Consider the following 25686-nt stretch of genomic DNA (forward strand, 5'->3'; position numbering starts at 1 on the left):
GGCGGAAATTCTGGTTCTGGAACAGGTTCTGATTCCGGTTCTGGATCTGATTCGGGTAACGACTCCACGCCTAACAATGGTGGTTCAACTAGCGGATCTACTACTGGTGGCAGCAGCTCTACAGATTCCGGCGCTCAAAATAGCACCAACGAATCAAGTAGCGCTGACAATGCTAACAACGCTGGTAACGCTGAAACCGGTAATGCTGGAAACAGCAATGCTGGTAACGCATCCACTGGTGCTTCAGGTTCTAACGCGTCTACTAAGTCCGGCAACAAGGTTCCTGCAAAGCATTCGTCCCAATTAGTAAAGACTGGTGCTGAAGTGGAACGAGTAGGATTGATCAGCGCAATGATTGGTGTACTGGGAGCTGCAGCAGCATTCTTCTCTCGCAAGAAGAATCGCGAGTAAAAAAGTTCACCTACAAAATTAAACAAAAGTAAACTAATAATTGAAAATAATTAGAAAAAGGAGCTGAGCCACAAACCCAGCTCCTTTTTCTATATCACTGCTCACTTACACATACAAACTCTTGTATTGTGATTCAAAACATATCTTATTTAAGAAAAACCATCTTTGAATATATTCAAATAAACGATAATAAAATCAATAAAAACAATTTTTGACAAAACTGCAATATAAAAATTGCTCTTAAACCACATTTCCGCGCATAAACAGCTGGGTGCAGGATGAGTGCAAGGTGTGTGCACCTTTTAACGTTAACATCCTGTGCACTCGACCCTACACCGTCGACATGTTTCCTCTATTAGCTTCACTTATTAGCCGCATCCATTTGACGCAGCTCTTTCTTTAGATCGCGGATTTCGTCGCGCAAACGCGCTGCAAGCTCGAATTGCAACTGCTCTGCAGCAACATGCATCTGCTCACTCAAATTTTTAATAAGCGACATAATGTCGTCTTGCGGCAACTCAGAAACATTCGCCATACGCTTTTCTTTGCTTTGCTGCCCAAGATTCGGCTCTTTTGGCACGCCATAATGCGAATTCCCAGCCTTATTAGCATTCCTGTAACCGCCTGCAAGCAAAGTTTGCGTATCAACATCCTCTTTAGCAAGCATGTCGTTAACATCACTAATCTTCTTTCGCAAAGGCTTAGGATCAATTCCATGAGCCTTGTTATATGCGATTTGCTTTTCGCGGCGGCGCTCCGTCTCGCTAATCGCCTTGCTCATAGCATCCGTAACAGTATCCGCATACATAAGCACAGTTCCCGAAACGTTACGAGCAGCGCGGCCAATCGTCTGAATAAGCGAACGGTAAGATCTTAAGAAGCCTTCCTTATCTGCATCCAAAATCGCAACAAGCGAAACTTCCGGCAAATCCAAACCCTCACGAAGCAAATTAATGCCAATAATCACATCAATTTTGCCTTCGCGAAGCTCGCGCAAAAGCTCCACTCTGCGCAAAGTATCAACATCCGAATGCAAGTACTCAACTTTAATTCCAAGCTCAAGGAAGTAATCAGTTAAGTCTTCTGCCATTTTCTTTGTAAGCGTAGTAACAAGCACGCGCTCATCTTTTGCAACTCTAGCCTTGATTTCCGCAAGCAAATCGTCAACCTGGCCTTCCACGGGCCGAACCTCAATCTTAGGGTCCAGCAAGCCAGTTGGGCGAATAATCTGCTCAACTACGCCATCCGAAAGCCCCAACTCGTAATCTCCAGGCGTTGCAGAAAGATACACAGTTTGACCAACGTGTTCCAAAAATTCGTTCCACTTTAACGGGCGATTATCCATTGCCGAAGGCAGCCTAAAGCCATGTTCTACAAGCGTTCTTTTGCGCGAAGCATCTCCCTCATACATAGCTCCGATTTGCGGCACGGTTACGTGCGACTCGTCTAAAACAAGCAAAAAGTCATCTGGGAAAAAGTCAAGCAAAGTATGCGGAGGCGTGCCAGCCGCACGTCCGTCAAAATGCCTCGAATAATTCTCAACTCCTGGGCACACTCCAACCTGGCGAAGCATCTCCAAATCATACGTAGTTCGCATTTCCAAACGCTGAGCTTCCAGCAATTTATTCTGCTTTTTAAGCTGCGCTACCCTTTCGTCACGCTCTTTTTCAATCGCCTCTAACGCGCGCTCCATGCGCTCAGGTCCTGCAATATAGTGAGATGCTGGGAAAATATGAACGCTACTCTCCTGGCGAATTACTTCCCCCGTAAGCGGATGCAACATTGTAATTCTGTCGATTTCGTCACCAAAGAACTCAATTCTCACAGCTAATTCTTCGTACACTGGAATAATCTCAACAGTGTCACCGCGAACTCTAAAAGTTCCGCGCGTAAACGCAATATCGTTGCGCTTGTATTGCATGCTCACAAATTGGCGTAATAAATCGTCTCGCTCAAGCTGCTGGCCAACGCTTAGCATAAGCATTCGCTCTGCATACTCCTCTGGAGTACCAAGGCCGTAAATGCAAGAAACAGTAGCCACAACAACGCAATCCCGTCGAGTAAGTAAATTTGCTGTAGCTGCGTGACGAAGACGCTCAACATCGTCGTTAATATTCGAGTCTTTTTCAATATACGTGTCTGTTTGTGGAATATACGCTTCCGGCTGATAGTAATCGTAGTAAGACACAAAATAGCTCACAGCATTATCTGGCATAAGCTCTCGAAACTCTGCACAAAGCTGAGCTGCCAAAGTTTTATTCGGCTCAATAATAAGGGTAGGCCTTTGCAAACGCTCAATAAGCCAAGCAGTTGTAGCAGTTTTACCAGTTCCCGTAGCACCCATTAAAACAACGTCATTTTCGCCGTTTTCAATGCGATTTGCCAGCTCTTCTATTGCTTGCGGCTGGTCTCCTGAAGGCTTGTATGGCGCTTTTACTACAAAAGGCTTGTTTGTGCGATGAATTTTATTCGACATAATCTTTTACTCCCCCAATTTCGCCATTTCAGCGCTTTTATTGTTTGCGTCACACAACCATGATTTTAGCGTATTGTCAACACTGTTAAGCATCGATTCCATTGGTGTAGTGGAATCAACTACAAAATCTGCGATATTTTTTCGCATTTTGCTAGGAAGCTGACTATTTATGCGCGCTAAAGCTTGACTCTCCGTCATGTTCCGCTCGCTTATCATTCGCTTAACGCGAATTTCTTTAGGCGCTTCAACGGTAATAATATGGTCGAAACTGAATGGAATGCTGTCAATTACTTGCGCAAGAAGTGGAATATCGTGCACAATAACTGATCTTAAATCTGCGCTTTCACAGCAACTTTCTTTAGAAATTTTACTAACATACTCGCTTTTATATTCGCTTTCTAAAAGCTTCGCAAGATTGTAAATAGCCGGGTGAATTATAGATTCAATCTTACTTAATGCTTGCTTATGCTCATCGTCGTCACCAAAAATATGCTCAGCAATAAACGCGCGATTTAAAGAACCGTCTTCCAAAACAGAATTTTCCCCAAAAATTCCTACGATTTGCCTCAATACTGCACTTCCCGGTTCCACTACTTTACGCGCTAAAACATCGTAATCTATAACAAAAGCGCCAAGCGAATGCAAATGGTTTACTACTGTAGATTTTCCGGCAGCAATTCCGCCCGTTACCGCAATACGCATTATTGTCATATATAAATTATAAGTAATGCCCCAGTAACTAATTACAGGGGCATTATACGCTAAATAATAATTGTAAAATTAGTCTTGAAGTTCAGCTCCATCGGCATCCTTATGCCACTTAGAACCAGGCTGAGAGCAAAGAATGCAAATTCCTTCAATAAATGCCCAAATTCCAGAAACAAAAGCCAGCAAGCCGAAAGAAAGAATAGAAATAAGCAGCTGTGCAATCGCCTTTCCTTTAAAACCAAGATAGAAATTGTGCACACCCAAAGCGCCCAAGAAAATGGCTAACAGGCCTGCAGCAATCTTGTTACGAGAGCTTCTGTATGCGTTTGATGAATAATTATTAGACCCATAGTTAGAGTAGGAAGATGCTTGATTGTACTGAGGAGCAGACTGAGAGTACTGACCATATTGCGGCTGAGCATTGTATTGAGGCTGAGCATATGAATTCTGATCATACTGAGTCTGACCATACTGTGGCTGAGCATTGTACTGAGGCTGAGCACCATACTGGGATTGGTTGTTATATTGTGGCTGAGCCTGGTTATACTGCTGGGACTGATCATTGTACTGTGGCTGTCCGTACTGAGCCTGTCCGTCAGAGCCGGAGTAATCTCCAGTTTGATTATCTAAATCACTCACAATAATCACACTTTCTCTCGTAAGAAATTTATTTTCTTAAAAACTATATAATAAAAAATTAATAAATCAAAGGGTTATTACTAAAGATATTAAAAGATGCCCCGATGATTACTCACCAGGGCATCTTGTTTATAAGCTTTTAGTAGAAACTACTTCTTTTCGCTCAAAAGCTGTTCGCGCAAAGCTGCGAGCTGATCGGAATCAGCTAAAGCACCTTCGTTAGAAGCCTCAGAAGAATAGTTGGAAGCAACTTCTTCCTTCTTCTCTTCCTTAGCTGGCTTCTTTTCAGCTTCCTGCTGACCGTCAGCAGCTGCAGATTCAGCAGCAGCCGCGAGTTCCTTAGCAGCAAATGCCTTGTGCTCTTCCCAAAGCTCGTGAGCTGCAGCATACTGAGCTTCCCACTCTTCACGCTGCTGCTCGTAGCCAGCCATCCACTCATTAGTGTTTGGATCGAAGCCTTCTGGGTACTTGTAGTTACCTTCAGCATCGTACTCAGCTGGCATGCCGTAGAGAGCTGGATCAAACTCCTCAGAAGCTGGATCAACAGCCTCATTTGCCTGCTTCAAGGAGAGGGAAATGCGGCGACGGTCGAGATCTACGTCAATAACCTTAACGAATACTTCTTCGTTAGCCTTAACAACAGTTTCTGGGTTCTCTACGTGACGGTTTGCAAGCTCAGAAATGTGAACCAAGCCCTCAATGCCATCTTCAACGGAAATGAACACGCCGAACTGAACAATCTTTGTGACCTTGCCCTTAACAACCTGTCCAGGAACATGGGTGCGAGCGAAGCGCTGCCATGGATCTTCCTGAGTTGCCTTAAGGGAAAGGGAAATACGTTCGCGATCGAGATCAACGTCGAGAACTTCAACGGTAACCTTATCGCCAACCTTAACAACCTCAGATGGGTGATCGATGTGCTTCCAAGAAAGCTCAGACACGTGAATGAGGCCGTCAACACCGCCGAGGTCAACAAATGCGCCGAAGTTTACGATAGAAGACACAACGCCTTCGCGAATCTGACCCTTCTTAAGCTGCGAGAGGAAGGTCTCGCGAACTTCGGACTGGGTTTCCTCAAGGAACTGGCGACGGGAAAGCACAACATTGTTGCGGTTCTTATCGAGCTCGAGAATCTTAGCCTTAATCTTCTGACCAATGTATGGAGAAAGATCGCGCACGCGACGCATCTCAACCAAGGAAGCTGGCAAGAAGCCGCGAAGACCGATATCAACAATCAAGCCGCCCTTAACAGCTTCAATAACGGTACCTTCAACGATGCCGTCTGCATCCTTAATCTTCTCGATGTCACCCCAAGCACGCTCATACTGTGCACGCTTCTTGGAGAGAATAAGACGTCCTTCCTTGTCTTCCTTAGTAACAACAAGGGCTTCAATGGTGTCGCCAACTTCAACGACATCATCTGGATCAACGTCTTTCTTGATGGAAAGTTCACGGGAAGGAATTACACCTTCAGTTTTGTAGCCGATATCCAACAATACTTCGTCGTGATCAATCTTTACGACGGTACCTTCAACTAAATCACCATCATCAAAATTCTTGATGGTTGAATCGACTGCTTTGATGAAGTCTTCTTCGGTGCCAATATCATTAATCGCAACCTTGGCGACTTCGTTATTATTCTCTGCCATTATTTATTAGTGGTTTCTTCTTGGGGTGGATATTACTCGATATTTAGTTATAGTTATGCGCGATACTACGCACACAAAGAGCTAGTTTATAGGCAGGCCTAGCCAAAATTACCGTTTTAGTCCGGGAGTGTCGAAATATTAATTTTGAAGCTTTCTTTCAGCCATATCAACAACATTCGCAAGAAGCATAGCGCGTGTCATAGGGCCTACTCCACCAGGATTTGGAGAATATGCTCCAGCAATCTCACGGCAAGCAACATCAACATCGCCTTTTATACGATATCTTCCTGCTTCCTCGTCAAATATGCGAGATACACCAACATCAACTAGAACGGCGCCAGGTTTAATATCTTCTGGCTTAACAAAACCAGCACAGCCCATTGCAGCAATAATTACGTCAGATCCACGCATAATTTCCTGCAAATTTTTAGTACGAGTGTGGCATAGTGTAACAGTCGCGTCTACTCCCCTTCTTGTGAGCAAAAGACCAATTGTTCTGCCAACTGTAATTCCTCGACCGAGAACACAAACGTTTTTACCAGAAAGATTAATTCCATACTCGTCTAACAAAGCTAAAATTCCACGAGGAGTACAAGGCAAAGGCGTTGTAATATCTCCAGAAATATGCATCACAAGCTCGCCTAGATTATAAGGATGCATTCCATCACAATCTTTTTTAGGATTGATTGCGGAAATAATTTTTTTAGAATCAACGCCTTTAGGAAGCGGCAATTGTACAATAAAACCTGTGCAAAGAGGGTCATTGTTCAATTGCTCAACTGCTTTAAGAATGTCATTTTCGCTGGCATCTTCTGGCAAATCACATCTGATTGAACGAATCCCAACTTCTTCGCAATCTTTGTGTTTTCCAGCAACATACTTTAATGATCCTGGATCATTTCCAACAAGTAAAGTACCTAATCCAGGTTCAATACCATTTTTACGCAATAGCGCAACGCGTGCAGACAAATCTTCCTTAATTTTGCCAGCAAGTGCCTTACCATCAAGAACAATAACCATAAAATATGCCTCCCAACTCGCACAATTCGTAAGGATAGGCTATCGTGAGGTATAGAAGTGTATTAGTCGACAAGCAAAACTAATGTGCGCCGACGCACTATTATCAAAGAAGGAGCCACAGTGATGCGTACCATTATTTGCGCGGCAAAAAAATTTGGCAAAACCGTTTCAACATGCCTTATTGCATCTGCAGTACTTCTTGGATTTTCGGCATGCGGTCAGCAGGTAGAAAAACCAAAAGAAAAACCTAAAACAGCAACACAAATAACTGTTGTATCTACTGTAGATACTTGGGGCAGCTTGGCTAAAGAAATCGGTGGTAAAGACGTTAAAGTCGAATCGATAATGGCTGGCGCAAATACTGATATCTCATCTTTTAAGCCTAAACCAAAAGACTTGGAAAATATGCAGGATGCACAAGTATTAATTACAAACGGCGCAGGATATGACGATTGGGCTTCTAAAGTGCATCCAAAAAAGGCTGAAACTATTAGTGCAGCTGCAACAGTTGGTGCATTAAATGGAGATAATCCGTACTTGTGGTTCTCTCACGATGCAAGAGAAGCTATGGCTTCATCAATGGCTGATACTTTCTCAAAGGTTCTTCCAGCTAAGAAGCATGATTTTGCTCAGCGACTATCTGAATGGCAAAATAGCGAAAAGAAATTAACAAGTTCTATTAGTGATTTTGCTAAAAATCATAGCGATGCAAAATATGCTTCTACCTCGCCAATTCTGTTCTGGCTTATGGCAGACATGAATGTAAAGGATGCAGCTCCTAAGGAATATTCTGACGCTATAAGCAATAACAATGATCCACAGCGTTCAAGTGTAGAAGAGTTCCAAAAGCTTATTGAAGATCGTAAGATTGATGTTCTTATTAGCGACAGCCAGCAAGGTAACGATGTTCTTAATCTTCTAAATGGTACTGCTGGCAGAAGCTACACTTCGACAGTACGCGTAAGCGAGCTTATGCCTAAGTATGCAAATCAGCTAGATCAGTGGATTTTGAAGATTTGCGATGATCTTCAAAACGCTCTTAACGCCACAAAAGATATGCGTAAGAATATTGATGATCAAGATACACCAAAGAAACCTATTACTAAGAAGCCAACTATAGCCAAGAATACTGATCCTAAGAATTCAAATCAGGGTCAGCAAGATCCAGGCAAGTAAATAGTAACAAAGCTTCGATCGCTATAATAAAAATCTCTTGCACCGTTTGATGCAAGAGATTTTTTTTTATTGCTTAAATCTAACAATTAATTTAATTTGTAAAACAGTTACATTATTAAATTAACTAATTAACTAATTAAAAATTTAGACTTACTTCTTTTTTGCTTTTTTATTACGCTCTTCTAAAAGAAATAAAGTCTGAGATGCAGGCTCATCAGGCGCGCAAGTATGATGCTTATCATCGCCTTCCTGAGGGTCTTTGTAGCCAAGATTTACATCAAGAAGACGCTCAGCTTCCAATTCATCAATCTTTTCAGACAAAGCAATTTCAGAAATTAGAATACTGCGAGCGCGTGAAAGCATACGCTTTTCGCCAGCAGACAGGCCATGCTCGTCTACATCGCGTTGAGATAAATCACGCACAACTTCAGCAATATTGTTCACATCGCCGGTGGCAATCTTCTCTACATTAAGCTTGTAGCGCCTAGACCAATTCATTTCTTTTTCAATAATTGGCGTGCGCAAAATTTCAAAAACTTTTGCTACTTCTTGAGCCCCAACAATGTCACGTACGCCTACTTTTTTAACATTGTCTACCGGTACGTTAATTTCCAAACCATCTGACGACAACACTACTAAGCGCAGATATTGACGAGTTACACCTTTTACAGTGCGCTCACTTATTTCTTCAACACGAGCTGCACCGTGACGAGGATAGACGACCATATCGCCGACTTGATATTCCAACAGAACCCTCCGTACGCACAGAAAAACTCATAACAGTTTCCCATAAGGGCAAGACTTGAAAAAACTTTCATAAATTTTTCACAATACTGCGAAACACACGCGACTTATAGCAATAAACCATGTATGATAGTCAACATGAGTACAGTTACTAACATCAATGAAGATGCAGTCGCAGTCCCAGTCCGTCAGGACGTATTAGCTGCGGTGAGCAATGCAGAGTATTACAATCCACATGAGGTTCTCGGCGGCCACCTTGGAACTGACAAGGGTGCTGACACTGTAACCGTCCGCGTTTTACGCCCAATGGCAAAGAAAGTAGTAATTCTCACCAAGAGTGGAGAATACGAAGCTAAACATGAATATAATGGCATTTTTACCGCTGTTATTCCTGCAGTAAAGCATGCTAAAGCTAAGACTTGGTCCGTGCCAAGCTACCGCATTCATACTGTAGAAATTGACGGTTCTGAATCAACAGACGATGACCCGTATCGCTATTTGCCTCAAGTTGGCGATCTTGATATGTACCTATTCGGCGAAGGTCGTCATGAACGTCTTTGGGAAGCCTTAGGCGCACATGTTAAGACTATTACCGATTCTTGGGGTCTAGTTTCTCCTGAAACAGGCAAGATGGTAAAGAAAGTAACCGGCACCGCTTTTTCTGTTTGGGCACCAAATGCTCGTGCAGTTCGAGTTGTTGGAAACTTTAATTACTGGAATGGTCGACGTCACGCAATGCGCTCGCTTGGATCTTCCGGAATTTGGGAACTTTTCATTCCAGGTGTCACTGCTGGCGAAGTATACAAGTATGAGATTCTTACGCAGTCTGGCAACTGGATTATGAAGGCCGATCCAATGGAACGCTCTCACGAAGTTCCACCAAACACTGGATCCATTGTTGTAGATTCTGAATTTAAGTGGCATGATACCGATTGGATGGATAAGCGTGCAAAAACCGACGCACACAATGGTCCAATAAGTATTTACGAAGTACAAGCTAACAGCTGGAATCGCGATTTAGGTAATTATCGCGAGCTTGCTGACCACTTGGTTGACTACGTGCAAAAAGAAGGCTTTACTCACGTTGAGTTTATGCCTCTTACCCAGTATCCATTCTCTGGATCTTGGGGCTATCAGGTTACAGGCTACTATGCTGTAGATTCTCGACTCGGCTCCCCTGATGACTTTAAGTACCTTGTGGATAAGCTCCACAAAGCAGGAATTGGCGTCATTATGGATTGGGTTCCTGCCCACTTCCCTAAGGACGACTTCGCTCTTGGACGCTTCGATGGCACAGCGCTTTACGAAGATCCTGATCCTATGCGCGGCGAACATCCTGATTGGGGTACTTATATCTTCAACTTTGGTCGCCACGAAGTTCGTAACTTCCTTGTTGCTAATGCTTGCTTCTGGTTGGATGAGTACCACGTTGACGCACTGCGCGTCGATGCAGTGTCTTCCATGCTTTACTTGGATTACAGCCGCGAAAATGGTCAGTGGAGGCCAAATATTTACGGCGGACGAGAAAACCTTGAAGCTATTGATTTTATTAAGGAAGCAAACGCTACTGCTTACAAGAATAATCCTGGCATCATGATGATTGCTGAGGAATCTACTGCTTATCAGGGCGTAACAGCACCAACCGATATGGGCGGTTTAGGCTTCGGCTTGAAGTGGAACATGGGTTGGATGCACGACACATTGCAATACCTTAAGGAAGAGCCAATTAACCGTCGTTGGCATCACAATGAGATTACATTCTCTATGGTTTACGCGTATTCTGAGCATTACGTGTTGCCATTAAGCCACGATGAAGTCGTATATGGCAAAGGTTCGTTGATTGGAAAGATGCCAGGCGATGAATGGCAACAGTTCGCAGGCTTGCGTGCTTTGCTTGCATACCAGTGGTCTCACCCAGGCAAGAACTTGCTGTTTATGGGCGGAGAAATTGGACAGTCAAGCGAATGGAACTTCAATACTTCTCTTAACTGGAATGAATTGCAGTGGCCATTCCATCAAGGAGTGCAAAAGCTTGTTGCAGATTTGAACGCCCTGTACAAGAGCTCTAGAGCTTTCTGGAGCCAAGACTTTACACCTGATGGTTTCCAGTGGCTTACAAGTGATGATTCCGACCACAACACATTAAGCTACATGCGTATTGGCGATGACGGCGAAGAAATTGTTGTAGTAGTAAACTTCTCTGGTCAAGCTTGGCAAGACTATCAAGTTGCGTTGCCAAAGGGTGGCCAGTGGGAAGAGATACTCACAACTGATGACGCAAAGTATTGCGGTTCCGATATTCACAATGGCACGTTTACTGCAGCTGCTGAAGAATATCATTCTCGCCCGTACTCAGCAAGAATTACTGTTCCAGCGTTAGGTGCGGTATTCTTAAAGCCAGTACAACACTGAAAGGTTTATTAAAAAATATGCTAAATGCTCCATCAGTTAGCAACACGCTTCGTACCATTCTTGTGGTTGAAGATGAGCCAGATCTTGCTACAGCAATTGCACAACGCATTACTGCTCAAGGCTGGAGAGCTAGAGTTGCTGCTGATGGAGCATCTGCTGTTAGAGCAGCAGAACAACTTAAACCTGATCTTATAATCATGGATATTATGCTTCCAATAATGGATGGCATTGAGGCTACACGTAGGATTATTGCAAAAAGACCCGTTCCAATTCTTATGCTTACTGCTAGAGATGCGGAAGCAGATAAAATAGTTGGATTAAGCGCTGGCGCTGACGATTATATGACTAAGCCTTTTTCTCCTCGCGAATTAATTGCTCGCTGTGCAGCATTGCTTCGCCGAGTAGAAAGAGCTGCTCAAATAGCAAAAACTATGGAAAATGAGCGAACTCTTAATTTTGGAGCGCTTGTTATTAAACCTCGTCAACGTCAAGTAATGCTAAACGATGAGGAAGTGCATTTTACTCCTACTGAATTTGATTTACTTGCGACTTTTGCAAGACATCCACATAATGTTTTTAAGCGCGAAGAACTACTAGAACAAGTATGGGATTGGCCAGACGCTTCCGGCACAAGAACTGTTGATTCTCACATTAAGTCACTTCGCCATAAGATTGGTTCAGAGTGGATTCGCACAGTTCACGGTATAGGTTACGCTTTTGAACCACCTATGAATGATTATGAGCAGGTGCTTCAATCACAAGCTTCATAAAAATTATCTAATATAACACCACTTTTTACATAATTATTGTGTAATTTTATATAAATTATTAGTGCAAAATCTAAAATTAATTAACTATTATGAAAAAACATATATTTAAGAAAAATACTTCTAACGAGGAAAAATCTAGCAATATATCAAATCAAAATAAGCAAGAGCACCGTTACCCAAATCGTCCAGTTGGATTTTTTTCATCTCTAAAAATTGAGCTTTCTGCGATTATTGTGTTCGCAACTGCTATTGCATTCGTAATGGCATGGTTTTTGCTAAAAACAGGCTTAAACGGCTGGATTGCTATGCCATTAACATTAGTTGTTGCATTGGGAATCACTTACGTTTTTTCAAGAGGACTTACTGCTCCTCTTCGTCAAATGAAAGACGCTTCAGAGGCAATGGCAGACGGTGATTATTCCGTAAGAGTTGCTGTAGAAAATCGACGCGACGAAGTTGGTAAACTTACACTCGCTTTTAACGAAATGGCTGAGGAACTTGAGCATGCTGATCAAATGAGACGCGAACTTATAGCAAACGTAAGTCATGAGTTGCGCACTCCAGTATCTGCTTTGCAAGCAATGCTTGAAAACCTTGCAGATGGTGTTGTTGAGCCTACTGAGTCCAATATGGAAGCTATTTTGAACCAAACACACAGATTATCGGATCTTATTGCTTTTCTTCTTGACTTATCTAGAGTTGAAGCTGGGGCTGAAAGCCTTAATATTACGTCATTTAATTTTGCAGATTTTATTGATGAAATTATTGAGCCTCTTGAAATAGCTGATGCTGGTCATAATCATGAAATTAGCGTTCAGATTGAAAATGGTATTGAATTAACAGGAGACCAAGACCGTCTTTCACAATTGTTTACTAATGTTATTTCCAACGCGCTTAAACATTCAAATGACGGAACTCGTGTGCTAATCAGCGCTCATATTAACCATCTGCAAAATACTGTTGTAAGCAACGTAGTTAATTTTGGTAATCAAATTCCTATGGAAGCTCGAGCTGATATTTTCCGTAGATTTGTTAAGGGAAATAAAAGAATTGGCACTGAGTCTGGCGGAACTGGATTAGGCTTGTCAATTGCTCGTTGGGCAGCTGGACTACATAATGGCACTGTGAAAGTAGTAGATGACAAGCGCGGCCCTAATTTCGAAATAACGCTTCCTCTAAACTACAATAAAGCGCAATAATTCAAAGAAATCAGCTATTTATAGTCTTCTGTGCCATCCCCAAAGCTACTAACGCACGCTAAGGAAAATCCAGATATAACGCTTACTTTAGCTTTCTGCAATGCATAAACGCAGCTGCTCATTGTAGAACCAGTTGTAACAATATCGTCTATAATAATCGCCTCATGCTTTAAATTGCGATTATTTGATTGCTTTTTTAGCTTGCGATAATTAACGCAAAAGGCATGCGAAGCTCTTTTAGACCTCCCCCTGGATCCGCCAGTTTGAACTGATTTTGAACTAATGCTTGAATTCATGCGAACAATATTCGCAACCTTAGCTTCAATACCTTCATTACACAATTTTTTGGCAACAATATTAGCAATTGGAATAATGTGACGACGTCCGCGACGCCTTGTAGACGAAGATGAAGACGGCATAGGAACTACCAATATTGGCCCATTACTATTAAAACTATTTTTTGAAGAGTTGTTTTTAATATTATTTCTAAAAACTTTTAATACTAGATTTGCAATAAATAAGCCGAATATTTTGTCACATGCTGTATCTGCATGATCTTTCCACTGCAATATTGCGTGTCTAACAACACCCGAATAATCTCCGCAAGAATAACGATAACCAAAAGTCATGGAATTAAATTGAGCGCGCTTATTATGTTGAAAAGCTTCAACGCAATTTTCGCACAATACTAAATCAGGAGTATCGCAACCGGCACATCCTCTTGGAAGTATCATATTATACAAAATAATTATTAAATTTAGCCAGCTAATTGAAGAATATCCTTTTTCGCCAGCATTATTATTGCAAGATGTGCTATTGCAATTTTTGCACAAAAACGCAGATGCGTGACATGCAACTCCCCTATTGCATGCCACGCTTTTATTCTGCATCTTATTGTGGCTTATTTCATTGCGTCTCCCAGCCATAATGTAAGCATAAATTAGAATTAGTTAACTATAAAAATAAAAAATACCATTGTGGTTAAAAGCTATTTATTAAATATTTAAACCTAAGCACTTAAGTAATTAAGAACTTTAGTGCAAAGAGTTAAAGTATCTTCAGGATTTTTAACGCGCACGGCTAAAGCTCCGGTAAAAGCGGTTGGATAATCGTTACCGCCAGGTTCCATATGATCTCCAATAAAAGTAATTTTTTCAATAGAAAGATCACAATATTTAGCTAATGTGAGTAATGCTTGAGCTTTATCATCGCCTCGCCTATACACGTCTACGCTCGTATCTCCTCCTTGACGAACCGCAAAATTTGGAAGCGATTGAGAAATTCTTTTAGCAAGCTGAGCTTTTAGTTTTCCTTCTGGATCCCACGCTTTCTTATATTCGACTGGAGCAAGCTGACCCAATGCAGAAAAAGTTATTTGACTACCACGATTTTCAATTTGCTCTCCCCAAAGCATTGAATCTCCAGAAGTCTTCCACAACCCCATGCTTTCAGCACACTCCCGCATTACAGAAATAACATGTTCTGCTTGATTCGGCTCAATTTTATGCTCATAAACACATTTCAAAGACTGTTTATTGTCGATTCTGTAATAGCTAGTGCCATTAGTAGGCATAATATGAAGATTTTCGAGATTAGTTCCTTCAGTAACCATGTCTAGTATTTGACTTTTAACTAAAGATAATCTTCCTCCTGTAATAATAGCAACAGGAATTAAATCAACAATTTTACTAAAAGTTTCTGCCATTGGGGCAAGCATAGGTTTCTTAGAACAAGCCAATGTGTTATCTAAATCAAAACCAATAAGCGAAGATTGGGCAATACTTAAGCCAAGATTTAGCTCATTGCAATCATGCACTATTGGCTTAAGCATTCAGATTACTCCTAACTTTTAAGACTATATAACAGTATCCCATATTGTGCTTATATTGCACACACCGTAAAAATCAAATTAATAATTAAGATTGCCCTAGGCTTCACCTACAGTGTAAGTATGACAGGTGTAATTTGGGAGGAACGTCGCTATAGAAACCGCCACGGACGAGGCTTGCGCGCACCAATTTTTGGCACTAGGCTTCCACAATACCGCACTGCTAGCGCAATGTTTGATTCCATGGTGGCTGCACAAATTCGACGCCTTAATGGAGCTTGGAAGGCTCTTACAAAAGATGTTCAATTTGCTGTAGAAGATGTTCCACCATCTCAACCAATACTGTGGGAACACAATAGGCGAATTATGTCTCAAGCATTCCCAGCAAGTAGAGGAATGCAAGCTCGAATTGTATTGTATCGTCTTCCTTTATGCACTCATGTAACAAGCAGACTAGAACTTCAATACGCTATTAGAGATGAGCTTGTGCAACGTTTGGCTGAATTATATGGGCGCAGGCCAGAAGAAATTGACCCTGATTGGGGAATATAATTATAGCTTATTGCACAATATGATTGTCGCTATTAACATGCACTTGAGCTTGTTGCGGCTCCAATGATTGAGAAGCAAGCCAAGCAATACCTGCAACATCAGCTTTGTCTAAATCATCTTTACGAATTCTTGCAGACAAAGAAATATTTTTGCTTGATTTAACAGTAAACATTACGGCATTATGAGATATGTCTGATGCTGGAACAGTAACTACAGAATGCGCAGGAACGCTAACACGTTTCATTCCAGATGCACCAACTGCTTGTAAGAATACTGAAGAATCAGAATCACTTGTTGAAGCAATATATAAAGTCGTTTCTTCAGCGCTTACAGGAGAAACAATCGCGCTAATTCCTTGAGAACGAGATGCACTAATAAAAGCAATATCCGACTGTCCATCTTTACCATCTCGGGAAACAGACATCATTGCAGACGTTTTAACAGAACCAGTAATACTTAAAGCATGAACTTTTTCTGGAACTTTTCCAAGATCAATAACTTGCAAATTATGAGATTTTACAGATAAATCTTTTACTGTTTGAGCTCCAGAATCATTCATCCACGAAATAGTTACCTTACCGTCTTTATCTGGCCACACATATGCTTTTGCTTGTTCTGACTCATTAATTCCAGACAAAACAGTTTCGTAAGACATAGCGCTTAAAGCTCGAATAATATCAACACCTTTTACTGTAAGACCGCTCATATGAACGACTTTTACAAAAGCAGCAATAGGTGTTTGCTCACTTTCTACTTGAGCGTACAATCCGGAAGATTTAGGTGCTGCAGCAGAAAGATCAAAATATGCGTGAGAGTGAGCTGGAACAGTAAAAGCACTTCCAGTAGATAGATTAATAGGATTACTTCCACGCTTAGCAGACCACGCTCGCACACGCACTACTGTTGGTTTTGAAGCAGGATTAAAAGCCTCTAAACGAATAGAAACACCTTCACCTGACTCTGGAACCAAGAAAGTCTGTTTCATGGTAGGAATAGAGCAAGTTGTTGCAGACAATCCGCGAACATCACCTTTAGTTGCCCAAGATGCCATTGATGCCGCTATTCCTGTGCCAGAAGCAATGTTAGATAAACGCCCTTCTAAAACTTGCGCATCGTGATTTACATCTCCATCATAAGTAAGAGATGAAGTTCCATCATTATTTAATTTTTTACTTAACAAAGTCGATTCGTCATTAGTATCACGAATATTGTGCACACTAGCACGATACACGTCACCAAAAGTCGAGTATCTAGCAGAAGATTGCAAGTCTCCTTCTGATTCGTTGTATTGGCTATCTCCGTATTGCGCCAAATCAGGTAACGATAATCTAATAGGACATACAGATTGCAAGCGGCTAACACCAACACTGTGAGAAACACTACTAGTTGGAGCATTAGCATTATCTACAAAATTAGGCATAGTGCAACACAACGCCACAACACAAGCAAGTACTAAAAGAAATATTGCGCTAAATGTTGCAAGAGCAGCAACGCCAATCATTTTATTATGCTGCTTAATTTCTGATTGTGCAGGCACTTCACCATGTTTTGAACTATCATGAGGATTTTTACGCCAACTCATCTAATTCCTCCTCATGCAAATCGTCAGAGCGCTCAATCATATTATGTCGTCCAAAACGAGGAACAGCTACCAAGCAGTATACTAGCAATACGATTGCAGTGGACACTACCCAAGGTATTCTCCAAGTTAATGGCCTAGAACGATAATATGGGGATGTTTCTGAAAGCGACTTAGAATCTGGCATGCCATCAAACCTGCAATAAGTTCCTTGAGGCATAGATACTACTAATTGCGTGCTTTCAGATGCGTTTACATGCGCAATAAGACTATCCGTAGCTTCTTTATTTACCTTGCTTGGCTGCGGCTTGGAAGAAGGCTGAAGCAACTGTTGTATTGACATTTTTGATTCTGAAATTACTTTATGATTACCAGAATCTCCAACAATATAAATACCGCCAATACCTAACTGCTTTAGTGTTTCAATTGCACTATTATCTGCATGAGATAACAGTTGAGCTGCGGCACGAGATATTGCTTTGTTGCTTTGAGAATTGCCAAATATTACTTGTCGGACACGAAGAGCTGGAGATTGATCAATAGAATCTCCCCTAGAAGTGCGCATAACAGCAATAGACAGCTCATGATTATCTTGTGCACGCAAAGCAAGTATGCGATGAGTATCATCCTTACGCAAGTAATCAGTTACAACCATAGGCAAACCATTACTACTTGCGGAGATTGATGTTGCCGGACCGCTTAATACTGTAAAAAGACCCAAAAGAACAGCCATAGCTAACATTCCACTTGCCAGAGCAGCACGAGCAATACGAATTACGTGACGTATAAAACGCTGTGCAGATCTGCGCATTGCGGCGCGTCTATCCGTACGAGTCTTATATTTTTCAGTAGATTTATAATCTTTATTCTTAGAAGCGCGCAAAGGCTCAAAACGTCTAACAGCTTGGCCGGCGACCATACACATGCATGCCAAAACACCAACAGTAGATAAGGCAACTCCTGGCAAAACACTTGCGGCAACAGGGCCATTAATATCAGACGCAACAACAATACGCTCAGCAACTAGAGACAAGGCCATTCCGCTAATAATCACAACCCACATCATTCTAGAAACACGCAAAGCAAACGGAAGAACCAAAGATGCAACAGCCATAAATACTGCAAGAACAGCAAAAATCAACATAATTATTGTTCTCAAGCTAAGCAATGGAGTGTTAATAGCAAAATGCGCAGAAGTCATATTGAAAGCTTGAAGAAGAACATCAACATAACCTTGAGCACGAGGAGCACCCTGTACGCTCCTTAACGGAACAGACATGCTAGAGAACAATTGACGCCACATGCCAGATTCTCCGTATCGAATAGCACTGCCTATTGTTGGAAGCAGTATCATAATCGACGGAATTGGCATAAGCAAAAACATGATTCTATGCGAGCGCACCATAATAAATGACGCGATGAAAATAACAACAAGAGGCAAAACAAGTTGAGGTTCTGCAGCAACAGGAATCATAAAGCTTAGTGCAGCAAATGCAGCGCATTGAACAGAAGGCACAGGACGAACAGGATCTTCTGTTACGTACATTCCAACAGCGTGGAAAGCAAACGCAAATGCTGCAGGCAAAAATACCATTGTCATTAGCATTGGCAAATCGCCGCGAGCAAATAAACCAAATGCCATTGCAATCATAGTCCAGCAAATTCCAGAACAAACACGCACAGTGTCAGAACGCGTAAACACGCCTGCTAATGCCCAGAAGCTCAAGCACATCGCTGGAGCAGCTAAGAAGAACATTAGCGTAATAGCAAGTAAAGTGTTCCCGCCAACTAATACTGAAGAAAATAGCCAAATACTAAGCCACGGAGAAGGAGGAATAGCAGGACCAAAACCATCATCAGGAACCCATGATCCAATTGCAGCATTCCATAATTGATTAAAATCAGCGCCTGTAGGAAGCCACTGCTGAGAATACCAGGATGCTCCGCCTAGAATCTCACGCCAAGGAGAACCATATAAATGCAATATAACTGCAAAAAGCAAAAGCGACGCAAGAATAACAGCACTCCAACGTCTCAATACACGATCATGCAAATGACGTCTTGCTAAAGGACTTAATAGCACACAATGCTGCTGAGCTTTGAACGCTGCACTACGATCTTTCCATCGTGCAACCTGATGCCGGTCTGCTATAAGTTGCGTAAGTTTTTTAAGAGGAACACGAGTGTTTCGAGCTACTCTCCTACGAGCAAACATGGCACGCGGTAACTGAATAAGAGCAAGCCATGGCAAAATAAGACGCACCCAAGCAGCATAAGGATGTTTAGCAAGCAAGGAGCGCAAAGCTCCAACTAACGCAATCGGTAAGCTAAAAATCCACATAAATGGCCATAAAATCATACGGACATCAGTGTATTTGTAACGCTGATTGGCAATAAGTGAAGGCGCTACGCCATGTCTTAGCCCGGACTTTTCTTCAGTCCTAGCCTCGCCTCCGCGAGTGCGCAAACCTTCTAAACGAGCTCGTCTGTGAGCAATACGAGCAGAAGGAACTACAACTACTCGCCCTCCAGATAAAGATACTCGACGGCAAAAATCTCTAGATTCACCAAAAGTTGTCATCCATGGTTGCGTACCGCGCAAAGTCTGCCACGCGGTCAATGTAACTAAAGCTCCAGCTAAAGATACTGCGTATACATCTCCACGACCGTCATACTGTTCTTGATCCGGCTCACCGTCAACGGTAAGAGTATGAACACTGTGATGCCAAGCATACATTCCAACATTGTGAAGAATATTTCCTTGCCAATCAATCTGTTTTGCACCTAATACAGAAGCAGTAGGATTGTTTCTCCAAGTTTCTCTTAAAGCTTCTAAACAGTGGGAATCAGCCGGGCGAGAATCGTCATGAAGAAGCCACAATGCAGAAATCCCTTTGCATGGCATAAGCTTACGCAATGATTTCTCAATAGCATCACCAAAAGAGTGGGCAGCTGAAACAGGAATAATAACTACTCGAACTGTTTTTAATTCTAAATCGTTATTGTATTGAATATTTGCCCTATATTTAGCGTCACTATTATTGGCTTTGAATTTACTATTAGGATCAAGTAAATATTTATTAGATTTATTAGAACTTGGAAGCACATTTCCTGAAAGCACGTTTGAGTCTATTTGTACTTCCATTGTTGTTTGCATAACCTGCTTAACTCTACTAGCGCAATCAACAATAACAAGAGTTCCTGGAAGAACTGACTGATTCAATACAGCTTTTAAAGTATCTTCATAAAATCTTGTGTCACGCTCAACACACATCATCGCCATTATTGAAGAATCTACATCAGTAGGACGCGATGATTTTGCCGCAGAAAGAACTCGCAAAACTTCGTCTTCAAATGTACATGTATGAGCGGTTAGTAAATCCATAGTTACCAGTTTACGCAAGGGGTAGGTATCCAGCAAAACACGCCATAAATATATAGACACAATATGCAGGTTAAATCTCAATGCTTTGTACTATAGTTAGACTCTATATGTGTTCTTTCATGTACCACTTTATTTCTGAGTGAACACAGCTAAAAATTACGTAATATAAAAGGCTTTATTATTGTGAAAGAAGGTACCATGGTGACTTCACGATACACTGAAGGCATGCGGTACCAGCGCAACTATGATTGGAATTGCGCAGTTCCACATCATAGTCTTGGCTACAAAGTTGTAAACCACGCTCGCACAATACTGTGCATGATTATTGTTTTTATACTTACTTTCTTCTCAACTATTCTTGCAGCTACATGGTTAGATTTTTCTTCAACTGTTAGCAATCGAGTTATAAACATCATTAGCGAAGATAGTCAAGCACACCAAGTTATTGACGCAAATGCTGGAAAGCCTGTAACATTCCTAGTTCTTGGCCAAGATTCACGAGATGGAAATAATCAAAGTTTTACGCACGATGGTGAAACAGGCGATCATCAATCTGACACAACAATGGTAGTTCAGATTAGTGCAGATAGATCCTATATGAATATTGTTTCCATTCCGCGCGATTCTATGGTAAACGCTCCTGCTTGCGATACTACTAATGGAAAAATTCCTGCACGCAAGCACGTAATGTTCAACTCTATTTTTGCTATTGGATACGCGCAGGGTGGAGATTTAGCTTCAGCAGCATCCTGCTCACTAAAAGCAGTAAATTCTTTAACTGGCCTAAATATTCATCACTTTATTGTTGCTGACTTTAGCGGATTAAGTAATATGATTGACGCTATTGGCGGTGTTTCATTGTGCATTCCAAGCGACACTCGTGACGCTTATACGGGAGTGAACTTTAAGCAGGGTATGCAGCATTTAAACGGCAGACTTGCTACACAATATGCTCGAATGAGGCACGATACTGCAAGCGACGGTTCGGATATTATGCGTACAACAAGGCAGCAGTATTTAATCAAGCAGCTTATGCATCAAGCTTTATCTAAGAATCTATTAACTCAAAGTGGCGAATTGTATCAGCTAGCTAAATCCGCTTTAGGTGCATTAAATATTAGCGAAGGATTAGCTAATCCAAGCACGCTTGTTGGGCTTGCTTTAAGTATGCGTAAATTAGATACTTCTCATATTTATGCTCGAACTACTCCTGTTGTTCCTGATCCTTACGACCCGAATAGAGTTGTGTGGTCTGACGAAGCAGATGATATTTGGGAAAAGATGCGAGAAAATAAGCCTTTGACACTAAAACAGCAGTATACAAAAAATGATAAAAAGCATACTAAGAATTCGTCAAAGGATTCTAATAGCAACGAAGATATAAGCGAAAACGATAAGTTAAATAACTCTCCTGAACATAAGAAGCCTTATGGAAAAATTAATCCAAAAACTGGATTAGTAAAGAACGAGCAAGGACAGCTTATAGATCCAAATACTGGAGGAATAGTAAATCCTGAAAATGGTACTATTCACGATGCTCAAACCGGACAGTATGTTGGCATTGCAGACAAGTATGTTAATAACGTTCTATGCGCTGTTCCTCGTGGAAATAAGTGATTTTTCAGAAAATAAATATTTCTGAAAGCACATGTTGGCTTCACAATATAGTTTTAATAAAATAGATTAAAGCATTTGGAGGATGCATGGATTCGCAACTGCACAGGGATTATCCGGAAAGCGGAGATAATCCGCCTAGCTTCACCCCTTCGCACAATAACGACTCATCGCATGCGAATATTCCACCAAGTTTTACGCCAAAACGAGGAAGAAAAGCAAAACAATCTCCAGATGCAACAATAGCTAGATCTAAGTCATCTGCACAATCTTTTGCACCATCGTTTAAACCAGAATCTGCCCCATCATTTGCACCATCTTTTACACCAGCAGGTTCTAGGAAGCGCGTAGCACAAGCTTCAACTAGGCGAGCAAACAGAACAACAGCATATGCACAATCTAAAAACGAAATTCGTCCGCAGAAAATAAGCCAATCTTCATATCAACGTGCAAAATTTGAGTCCGCTCAAAACGTTAACGAAAATATTTCTGCAGCATCAACAGCCATAAAACACAGGCCACACATCTTTTTGAAAGTATTTATTTCACTTATTGCGATTATTGCAATATCTTGTGTCGGCTTAGGAGCATACTCATGGAATTGGGTTGATTCTCACATAAATCGCACTACTTGGCTTACCAACACTCCAAGCACTCAAGGAACTTCATGGCTTATACTTGGCTCGGATCAGCGAGAAGGCGAAGAAGCTAAAGAAATAACCGGTTTTAGAACCGACACTATTCTTGTATTAACTAAACCATCTAATGGAAACAGCTCACTAATTTCTATTCCTAGAGATTCATTAGTGTCTGTTAATGGAGAAAAAGTTAAGATAAATAGCGTTGCACAGTTTGCTGGAAATAAAGCGCTTACTTCGATTGTTGAAAAGATTACAGGACACCGTATTGACCATGTTGCAGAAGTACGTTTTGGAGGCTTAACTAATGTTGTTGACGCCATTGACGGCATTGACTTATGCTACAACAGAACTGTAAACGATAGATTTAGCGGATTAAATTGGACTGCTGGATGCCATCATGCTGATGGAAAAACAGCTCTTGCTTTTTCGCGTATGCGATACGCTGACCCTGAGTCTGATTTTGGTCGCGCCGCCCGCCAGCGCATGGTTATTGCCGCTATCATGAAAAAAGCTTTAGACAAAAAGACCATCACTAATTTTGGTAAGGTAAAAAAGCTCGCAGAAACTGGTCTTTCATCCGTTCTTTTTGACGAAAAATCAAACCCTGGTAGCCTATGGCAGATGGCTCAAGCTTTTAAAGAAGCCACAAGTGCAAAAGGCGTAACCGGCACAGTTTATTGGACTAATCCTGATTATCAAGTTCCAGGAGTCGGATCTTGCGTTCTGCTAGATGATGCTAAAAATCTTGAATTATTTAATCAGCTTGCAGAAGGCACGCATAAACCGGGAGCTGTTGGACCTCTTGCAGAATTACAGCAGTAAAATTTGCATAATTTAGTTACAAAGCTTTTAACCACAATCTTAAACAAGTCTTGAAGTCTGTTACTAAACGCTGACATCATACTTTTATGATTAGCGAAACTAACACAACAATGACTACAAGCAAAGTTCTGCTGTATGTGCAAATGGCAGCAAGCATAGTACCAATATTCGCTCATATTGCATTACTAATAATGGCTTGGATTCAGAATAATTGGATGATGCTAGCGATGATTATACCTAGCATAATGATGTATATTGCAAGCCTAGTTCCGCAAATATTGCAATACATAAATCAGAAACAATACGAGCAGAAAATTCAGAATGTTCAACAATCTAATAGCGAATCACAACTTTCTAACATTCCTGACAGTAATGTTCTTTACGGGCAAAAATATGTAGAAAACTTGCCAGATACGCTTACGCCAGTTAGCTTGGAAACGCTTCTTATGACGAGATCAGATAGCTCAAGCACGCAACTGCCATGGAAAACCGTTTTGCACGAATGGTTAAAACATTCAAATACTGATTTATTACATACTGATTTATTAAATTTTGATTATAAATCAAACTCTTCGGTGCCAAAACTTACACAAGCTAAATCAGCAAAAAACCAGCTTATTGCTCCATTAGGAGTTGGCTACAACGGCTACTGCTACATAGATTTAATAAGCAACGGCCCGCACGCTTTAGTAGCAGGAACTACGGGATCCGGAAAATCCGTATTGCTAACAACATGGTGCTTAGCTTTAGCGTTTCAGTATTCTCCACAACAATTACGTTTCGTTTTCCTGGATTTCAAAGGAGGAGCAACTTTCGACATACTATCTAAACTTCCTCACGCTATGGGAAATGTTGGTGACTTAAATTTGCGCCACGCAACAAGAGCTTTACGAGGTCTTGAGTTGGAATTAGACCGTCGAGAACGTCTTGTGTCCATGCAAGGATGCCATAATATTTCGCAAGTTACTCCCTCTGAACCTTCACTACTTATTGTTATCGACGAATTTCACGCATTAAAAGATCAGCTTCCAGACTACATGCCACGACTTATTCGCATAGCATCAGTAGGCAGGTCTCTTGGAATGCATATTATTGCCGGAACTCAAAATCCTCTTGGACAAGTAAGCGCAGATATGAAAGCTAATATTTCTATTAATATTTGTTTAAGAGTTAGAGACGCTATTCAATCTCAAGAATTATTAGGAACTTCTCATGCTGCAAAAATTAGCCCAAATACTCCTGGAAGCGCATATTACAATATTGGAGAAGGAGTAGAAGCTTTACGATGCGCACAAAGTCGTAACGCAAAACGTTTAGTTAAAGCAATACAATTTGCCGGTAAATTCTGCTATTTAGAACACTCTAAAACATTATTTAGCGCTCCTCTACCGTCGATACTTTCTTCAAAACAACTGGAAAACTACAAGTATGAAAATTACGAAAATAAATATTTTGCTAAAAAAATTAATCAAGAAAGCGTAGATTCTTCAGCAAGCGAAGAATCAGTTGTTATTGGATTGCAGGATGACAGTATTAACCTATTTGAAGCAAAAATACCTTTGAACCTTGGAAATATTGCTATTATTGGCGGCAGACAGCAGGGCAAAAGCACAATATTGCGCATAATATCGCAAAAATTACAAACGCAAGTATATTCAGCAAACGAAATAACAGCTCAAGAAGCTGATTATATTCGAGACACTACTAAGCCTGTGCTAATAGATGATGCAGATGAACTACTTGATCCGCTTAATACTAAAGTAGCGGCTATTTCATTGCAAAACAGATTGCACAGCTTAGGTGCGCCTGTAATTCTAAGCGCTCAAAGCGCACGCTATTTGCGATTGCCAGAACAGGCTCCAGTTAGAATAATTTTCCCAACTGGAGATATTGGTACGGATGCATTGCTTGGCATACCTTCTGCATTGTCTAAAACCTTTAGCATTGAAGATTATCAGCTTCCCGGAAGATGCGTTCTTGTTACTCCAGGAACCGCAAATTTGACCCAAATAGCACTCCCCAACTAAAAGAAAAAATAAAAATTTTTAATAAAGATGCAAA

At 41.3% G+C, this 25686-nt stretch carries 18 protein-coding genes and 1 pseudogene; 9 read left to right on the plus strand and 10 right to left on the minus strand.

The features are described from left to right. Positions 1 to 411, plus strand: a pseudogene (locus tag NG78_RS06160) (hypothetical protein); the annotation flags it as partial. 361 nt (positions 412 to 772) lie between these two features. Here the strand turns inward: NG78_RS06160 and uvrB are convergent. The 5 genes from uvrB to NG78_RS02600 all read right to left on the minus strand — a co-directional run bounded on the left by uvrB (position 773) and on the right by NG78_RS02600 (position 6903). Beyond that, the gene (uvrB, locus tag NG78_RS02620) at positions 773 to 2887 is read right to left on the minus strand and encodes an excinuclease ABC subunit UvrB (RefSeq protein WP_004134628.1); all 2115 of its coding nucleotides are present in this window, start codon (positions 2885 to 2887) and stop codon (positions 773 to 775) included. A gap of 6 nt (positions 2888 to 2893) precedes the next feature. Then, complete coding sequence (gene coaE, locus NG78_RS02615) at positions 2894 to 3598, minus strand: dephospho-CoA kinase (RefSeq protein ID WP_004134630.1); 705 nt, start codon at positions 3596 to 3598, stop codon at positions 2894 to 2896. 69 nt (positions 3599 to 3667) lie between these two features. Next, the gene (locus NG78_RS02610; protein WP_004134633.1) at positions 3668 to 4243 is read right to left on the minus strand and encodes a TM2 domain-containing protein; all 576 of its coding nucleotides are present in this window, start codon (positions 4241 to 4243) and stop codon (positions 3668 to 3670) included. A 140-nt stretch (positions 4244 to 4383) separates the two neighbouring features. Then, a complete protein-coding gene (rpsA, locus tag NG78_RS02605) occupies positions 4384 to 5883 on the minus strand; it encodes a 30S ribosomal protein S1 (RefSeq protein ID WP_004134642.1) in 1500 nt (499 codons plus the stop codon). A gap of 138 nt (positions 5884 to 6021) precedes the next feature. Beyond that, the gene (locus NG78_RS02600; RefSeq protein WP_004134643.1) at positions 6022 to 6903 is read right to left on the minus strand and encodes a bifunctional methylenetetrahydrofolate dehydrogenase/methenyltetrahydrofolate cyclohydrolase; all 882 of its coding nucleotides are present in this window, start codon (positions 6901 to 6903) and stop codon (positions 6022 to 6024) included. 123 nt (positions 6904 to 7026) lie between these two features. Here NG78_RS02600 and NG78_RS02595 point away from each other — a divergent pair, with 123 nt between their 5' ends. Beyond that, on the plus strand, positions 7027 to 8079 hold the full coding sequence (locus NG78_RS02595; RefSeq protein ID WP_004134645.1) for a metal ABC transporter solute-binding protein, Zn/Mn family: 1053 nt from the start codon (positions 7027 to 7029) through the stop codon (positions 8077 to 8079). A 150-nt stretch (positions 8080 to 8229) separates the two neighbouring features. Here the strand turns inward: NG78_RS02595 and NG78_RS02590 are convergent, their stop codons facing one another. Further along, entirely contained in the window at positions 8230 to 8826 is a 597-nt protein-coding gene (locus NG78_RS02590) for a CarD family transcriptional regulator (protein ID WP_180964326.1), read from the minus strand. A 135-nt stretch (positions 8827 to 8961) separates the two neighbouring features. Here NG78_RS02590 and glgB point away from each other — a divergent pair, with 135 nt between their 5' ends. From glgB to NG78_RS02575, 3 genes are all read left to right on the plus strand, one after another. After that, on the plus strand, positions 8962 to 11235 hold the full coding sequence (gene glgB, locus NG78_RS02585; protein ID WP_004134649.1) for a 1,4-alpha-glucan branching protein GlgB: 2274 nt from the start codon (positions 8962 to 8964) through the stop codon (positions 11233 to 11235). Between the two features lie 17 nt (positions 11236 to 11252). After that, on the plus strand, positions 11253 to 12005 hold the full coding sequence (locus tag NG78_RS02580; RefSeq protein ID WP_004127943.1) for a response regulator transcription factor: 753 nt from the start codon (positions 11253 to 11255) through the stop codon (positions 12003 to 12005). A gap of 89 nt (positions 12006 to 12094) precedes the next feature. Then, complete coding sequence (locus NG78_RS02575) at positions 12095 to 13204, plus strand: sensor histidine kinase (RefSeq protein WP_004134651.1); 1110 nt, start codon at positions 12095 to 12097, stop codon at positions 13202 to 13204. 14 nt (positions 13205 to 13218) lie between these two features. On the opposite strand, the gene NG78_RS02570 is transcribed toward NG78_RS02575, so the two are convergent. Further along, positions 13219 to 13938: a ComF family protein gene (locus NG78_RS02570; protein ID WP_230454149.1), complete on the minus strand. Its 720-nt coding sequence runs from the start codon at positions 13936 to 13938 to the stop codon at positions 13219 to 13221. A gap of 275 nt (positions 13939 to 14213) precedes the next feature. Continuing rightward, entirely contained in the window at positions 14214 to 15035 is an 822-nt protein-coding gene (locus tag NG78_RS02565) for an HAD-IIB family hydrolase (protein WP_004134655.1), read from the minus strand. 120 nt (positions 15036 to 15155) lie between these two features. Between NG78_RS02565 and NG78_RS02560 the strand changes: the two genes are divergently transcribed. Further along, positions 15156 to 15584, plus strand: a complete 429-nt coding sequence (locus NG78_RS02560; protein ID WP_004128242.1) for a metallopeptidase family protein — start codon at positions 15156 to 15158, stop codon at positions 15582 to 15584. A 7-nt stretch (positions 15585 to 15591) separates the two neighbouring features. Here NG78_RS02560 and NG78_RS02555 read toward each other — a convergent pair whose 3' ends face one another. Together NG78_RS02555 and NG78_RS02550 are read right to left on the minus strand one after the other, a co-directional pair. Beyond that, positions 15592 to 17166, minus strand: a complete 1575-nt coding sequence (locus NG78_RS02555; RefSeq protein WP_004134658.1) for a DUF5719 family protein — start codon at positions 17164 to 17166, stop codon at positions 15592 to 15594. Beyond that, entirely contained in the window at positions 17153 to 20548 is a 3396-nt protein-coding gene (locus NG78_RS02550) for a glycosyltransferase family 2 protein (protein WP_004134660.1), read from the minus strand. Before NG78_RS02550 ends, NG78_RS02555 begins: the two co-directional genes overlap by 14 nt. A 198-nt stretch (positions 20549 to 20746) precedes the next feature. On the opposite strand from NG78_RS02550, the gene NG78_RS02545 reads away from it, so the two are divergent. From NG78_RS02545 to NG78_RS02535, 3 genes are all read left to right on the plus strand, one after another. Further along, the gene (locus NG78_RS02545; RefSeq protein ID WP_004134662.1) at positions 20747 to 22165 is read left to right on the plus strand and encodes an LCP family protein; all 1419 of its coding nucleotides are present in this window, start codon (positions 20747 to 20749) and stop codon (positions 22163 to 22165) included. Between the two features lie 86 nt (positions 22166 to 22251). Beyond that, complete coding sequence (locus NG78_RS02540) at positions 22252 to 23625, plus strand: LCP family protein (protein WP_004134664.1); 1374 nt, start codon at positions 22252 to 22254, stop codon at positions 23623 to 23625. 86 nt (positions 23626 to 23711) lie between these two features. Beyond that, positions 23712 to 25652 (plus strand): FtsK/SpoIIIE domain-containing protein, encoded by a 1941-nt coding sequence (locus NG78_RS02535; RefSeq protein ID WP_032834808.1) that lies wholly within the window; start codon positions 23712 to 23714, stop codon positions 25650 to 25652. The last annotated feature ends 34 nt before the right edge of the window (positions 25653 to 25686 follow it).

The sequence above is a fragment of the Gardnerella greenwoodii 00703Dmash genome (genome assembly GCF_000263635.1).
Classification (GTDB): Bacteria; Actinomycetota; Actinomycetes; order Actinomycetales; family Bifidobacteriaceae; genus Bifidobacterium; species Bifidobacterium greenwoodii.

Bases quoted from the DNA above. Each gene is read 5' to 3' on its own strand.
- uvrB (WP_004134628.1), bottom strand. From the start codon at position 2,887: ATGTCGAATAAAATTCATCGCACAAACAAGCCTTTTGTAGTAAAAGCG.
- coaE (WP_004134630.1), bottom strand. From the start codon at position 3,598: ATGACAATAATGCGTATTGCGGTAACGGGCGGAATTGCTGCCGGAAAA.
- rpsA (WP_004134642.1), bottom strand. From the start codon at position 5,883: ATGGCAGAGAATAATAACGAAGTCGCCAAGGTTGCGATTAATGATATT.
- NG78_RS02600 (WP_004134643.1), bottom strand. From the start codon at position 6,903: ATGGTTATTGTTCTTGATGGTAAGGCACTTGCTGGCAAAATTAAGGAA.
- NG78_RS02595 (WP_004134645.1), top strand. From the start codon at position 7,027: ATGCGTACCATTATTTGCGCGGCAAAAAAATTTGGCAAAACCGTTTCA.
- glgB (WP_004134649.1), top strand. From the start codon at position 8,962: ATGAGTACAGTTACTAACATCAATGAAGATGCAGTCGCAGTCCCAGTC.
- NG78_RS02580 (WP_004127943.1), top strand. From the start codon at position 11,253: ATGCTAAATGCTCCATCAGTTAGCAACACGCTTCGTACCATTCTTGTG.
- NG78_RS02575 (WP_004134651.1), top strand. From the start codon at position 12,095: ATGAAAAAACATATATTTAAGAAAAATACTTCTAACGAGGAAAAATCT.
- NG78_RS02570 (WP_230454149.1), bottom strand. From the start codon at position 13,938: ATGATACTTCCAAGAGGATGTGCCGGTTGCGATACTCCTGATTTAGTA.
- NG78_RS02565 (WP_004134655.1), bottom strand. From the start codon at position 15,035: ATGCTTAAGCCAATAGTGCATGATTGCAATGAGCTAAATCTTGGCTTA.
- NG78_RS02560 (WP_004128242.1), top strand. From the start codon at position 15,156: ATGACAGGTGTAATTTGGGAGGAACGTCGCTATAGAAACCGCCACGGA.
- NG78_RS02555 (WP_004134658.1), bottom strand. From the start codon at position 17,166: ATGAGTTGGCGTAAAAATCCTCATGATAGTTCAAAACATGGTGAAGTG.
- NG78_RS02550 (WP_004134660.1), bottom strand. From the start codon at position 20,548: ATGGATTTACTAACCGCTCATACATGTACATTTGAAGACGAAGTTTTG.
- NG78_RS02545 (WP_004134662.1), top strand. From the start codon at position 20,747: ATGGTGACTTCACGATACACTGAAGGCATGCGGTACCAGCGCAACTAT.
- NG78_RS02540 (WP_004134664.1), top strand. From the start codon at position 22,252: ATGGATTCGCAACTGCACAGGGATTATCCGGAAAGCGGAGATAATCCG.
- NG78_RS02535 (WP_032834808.1), top strand. From the start codon at position 23,712: ATGATTAGCGAAACTAACACAACAATGACTACAAGCAAAGTTCTGCTG.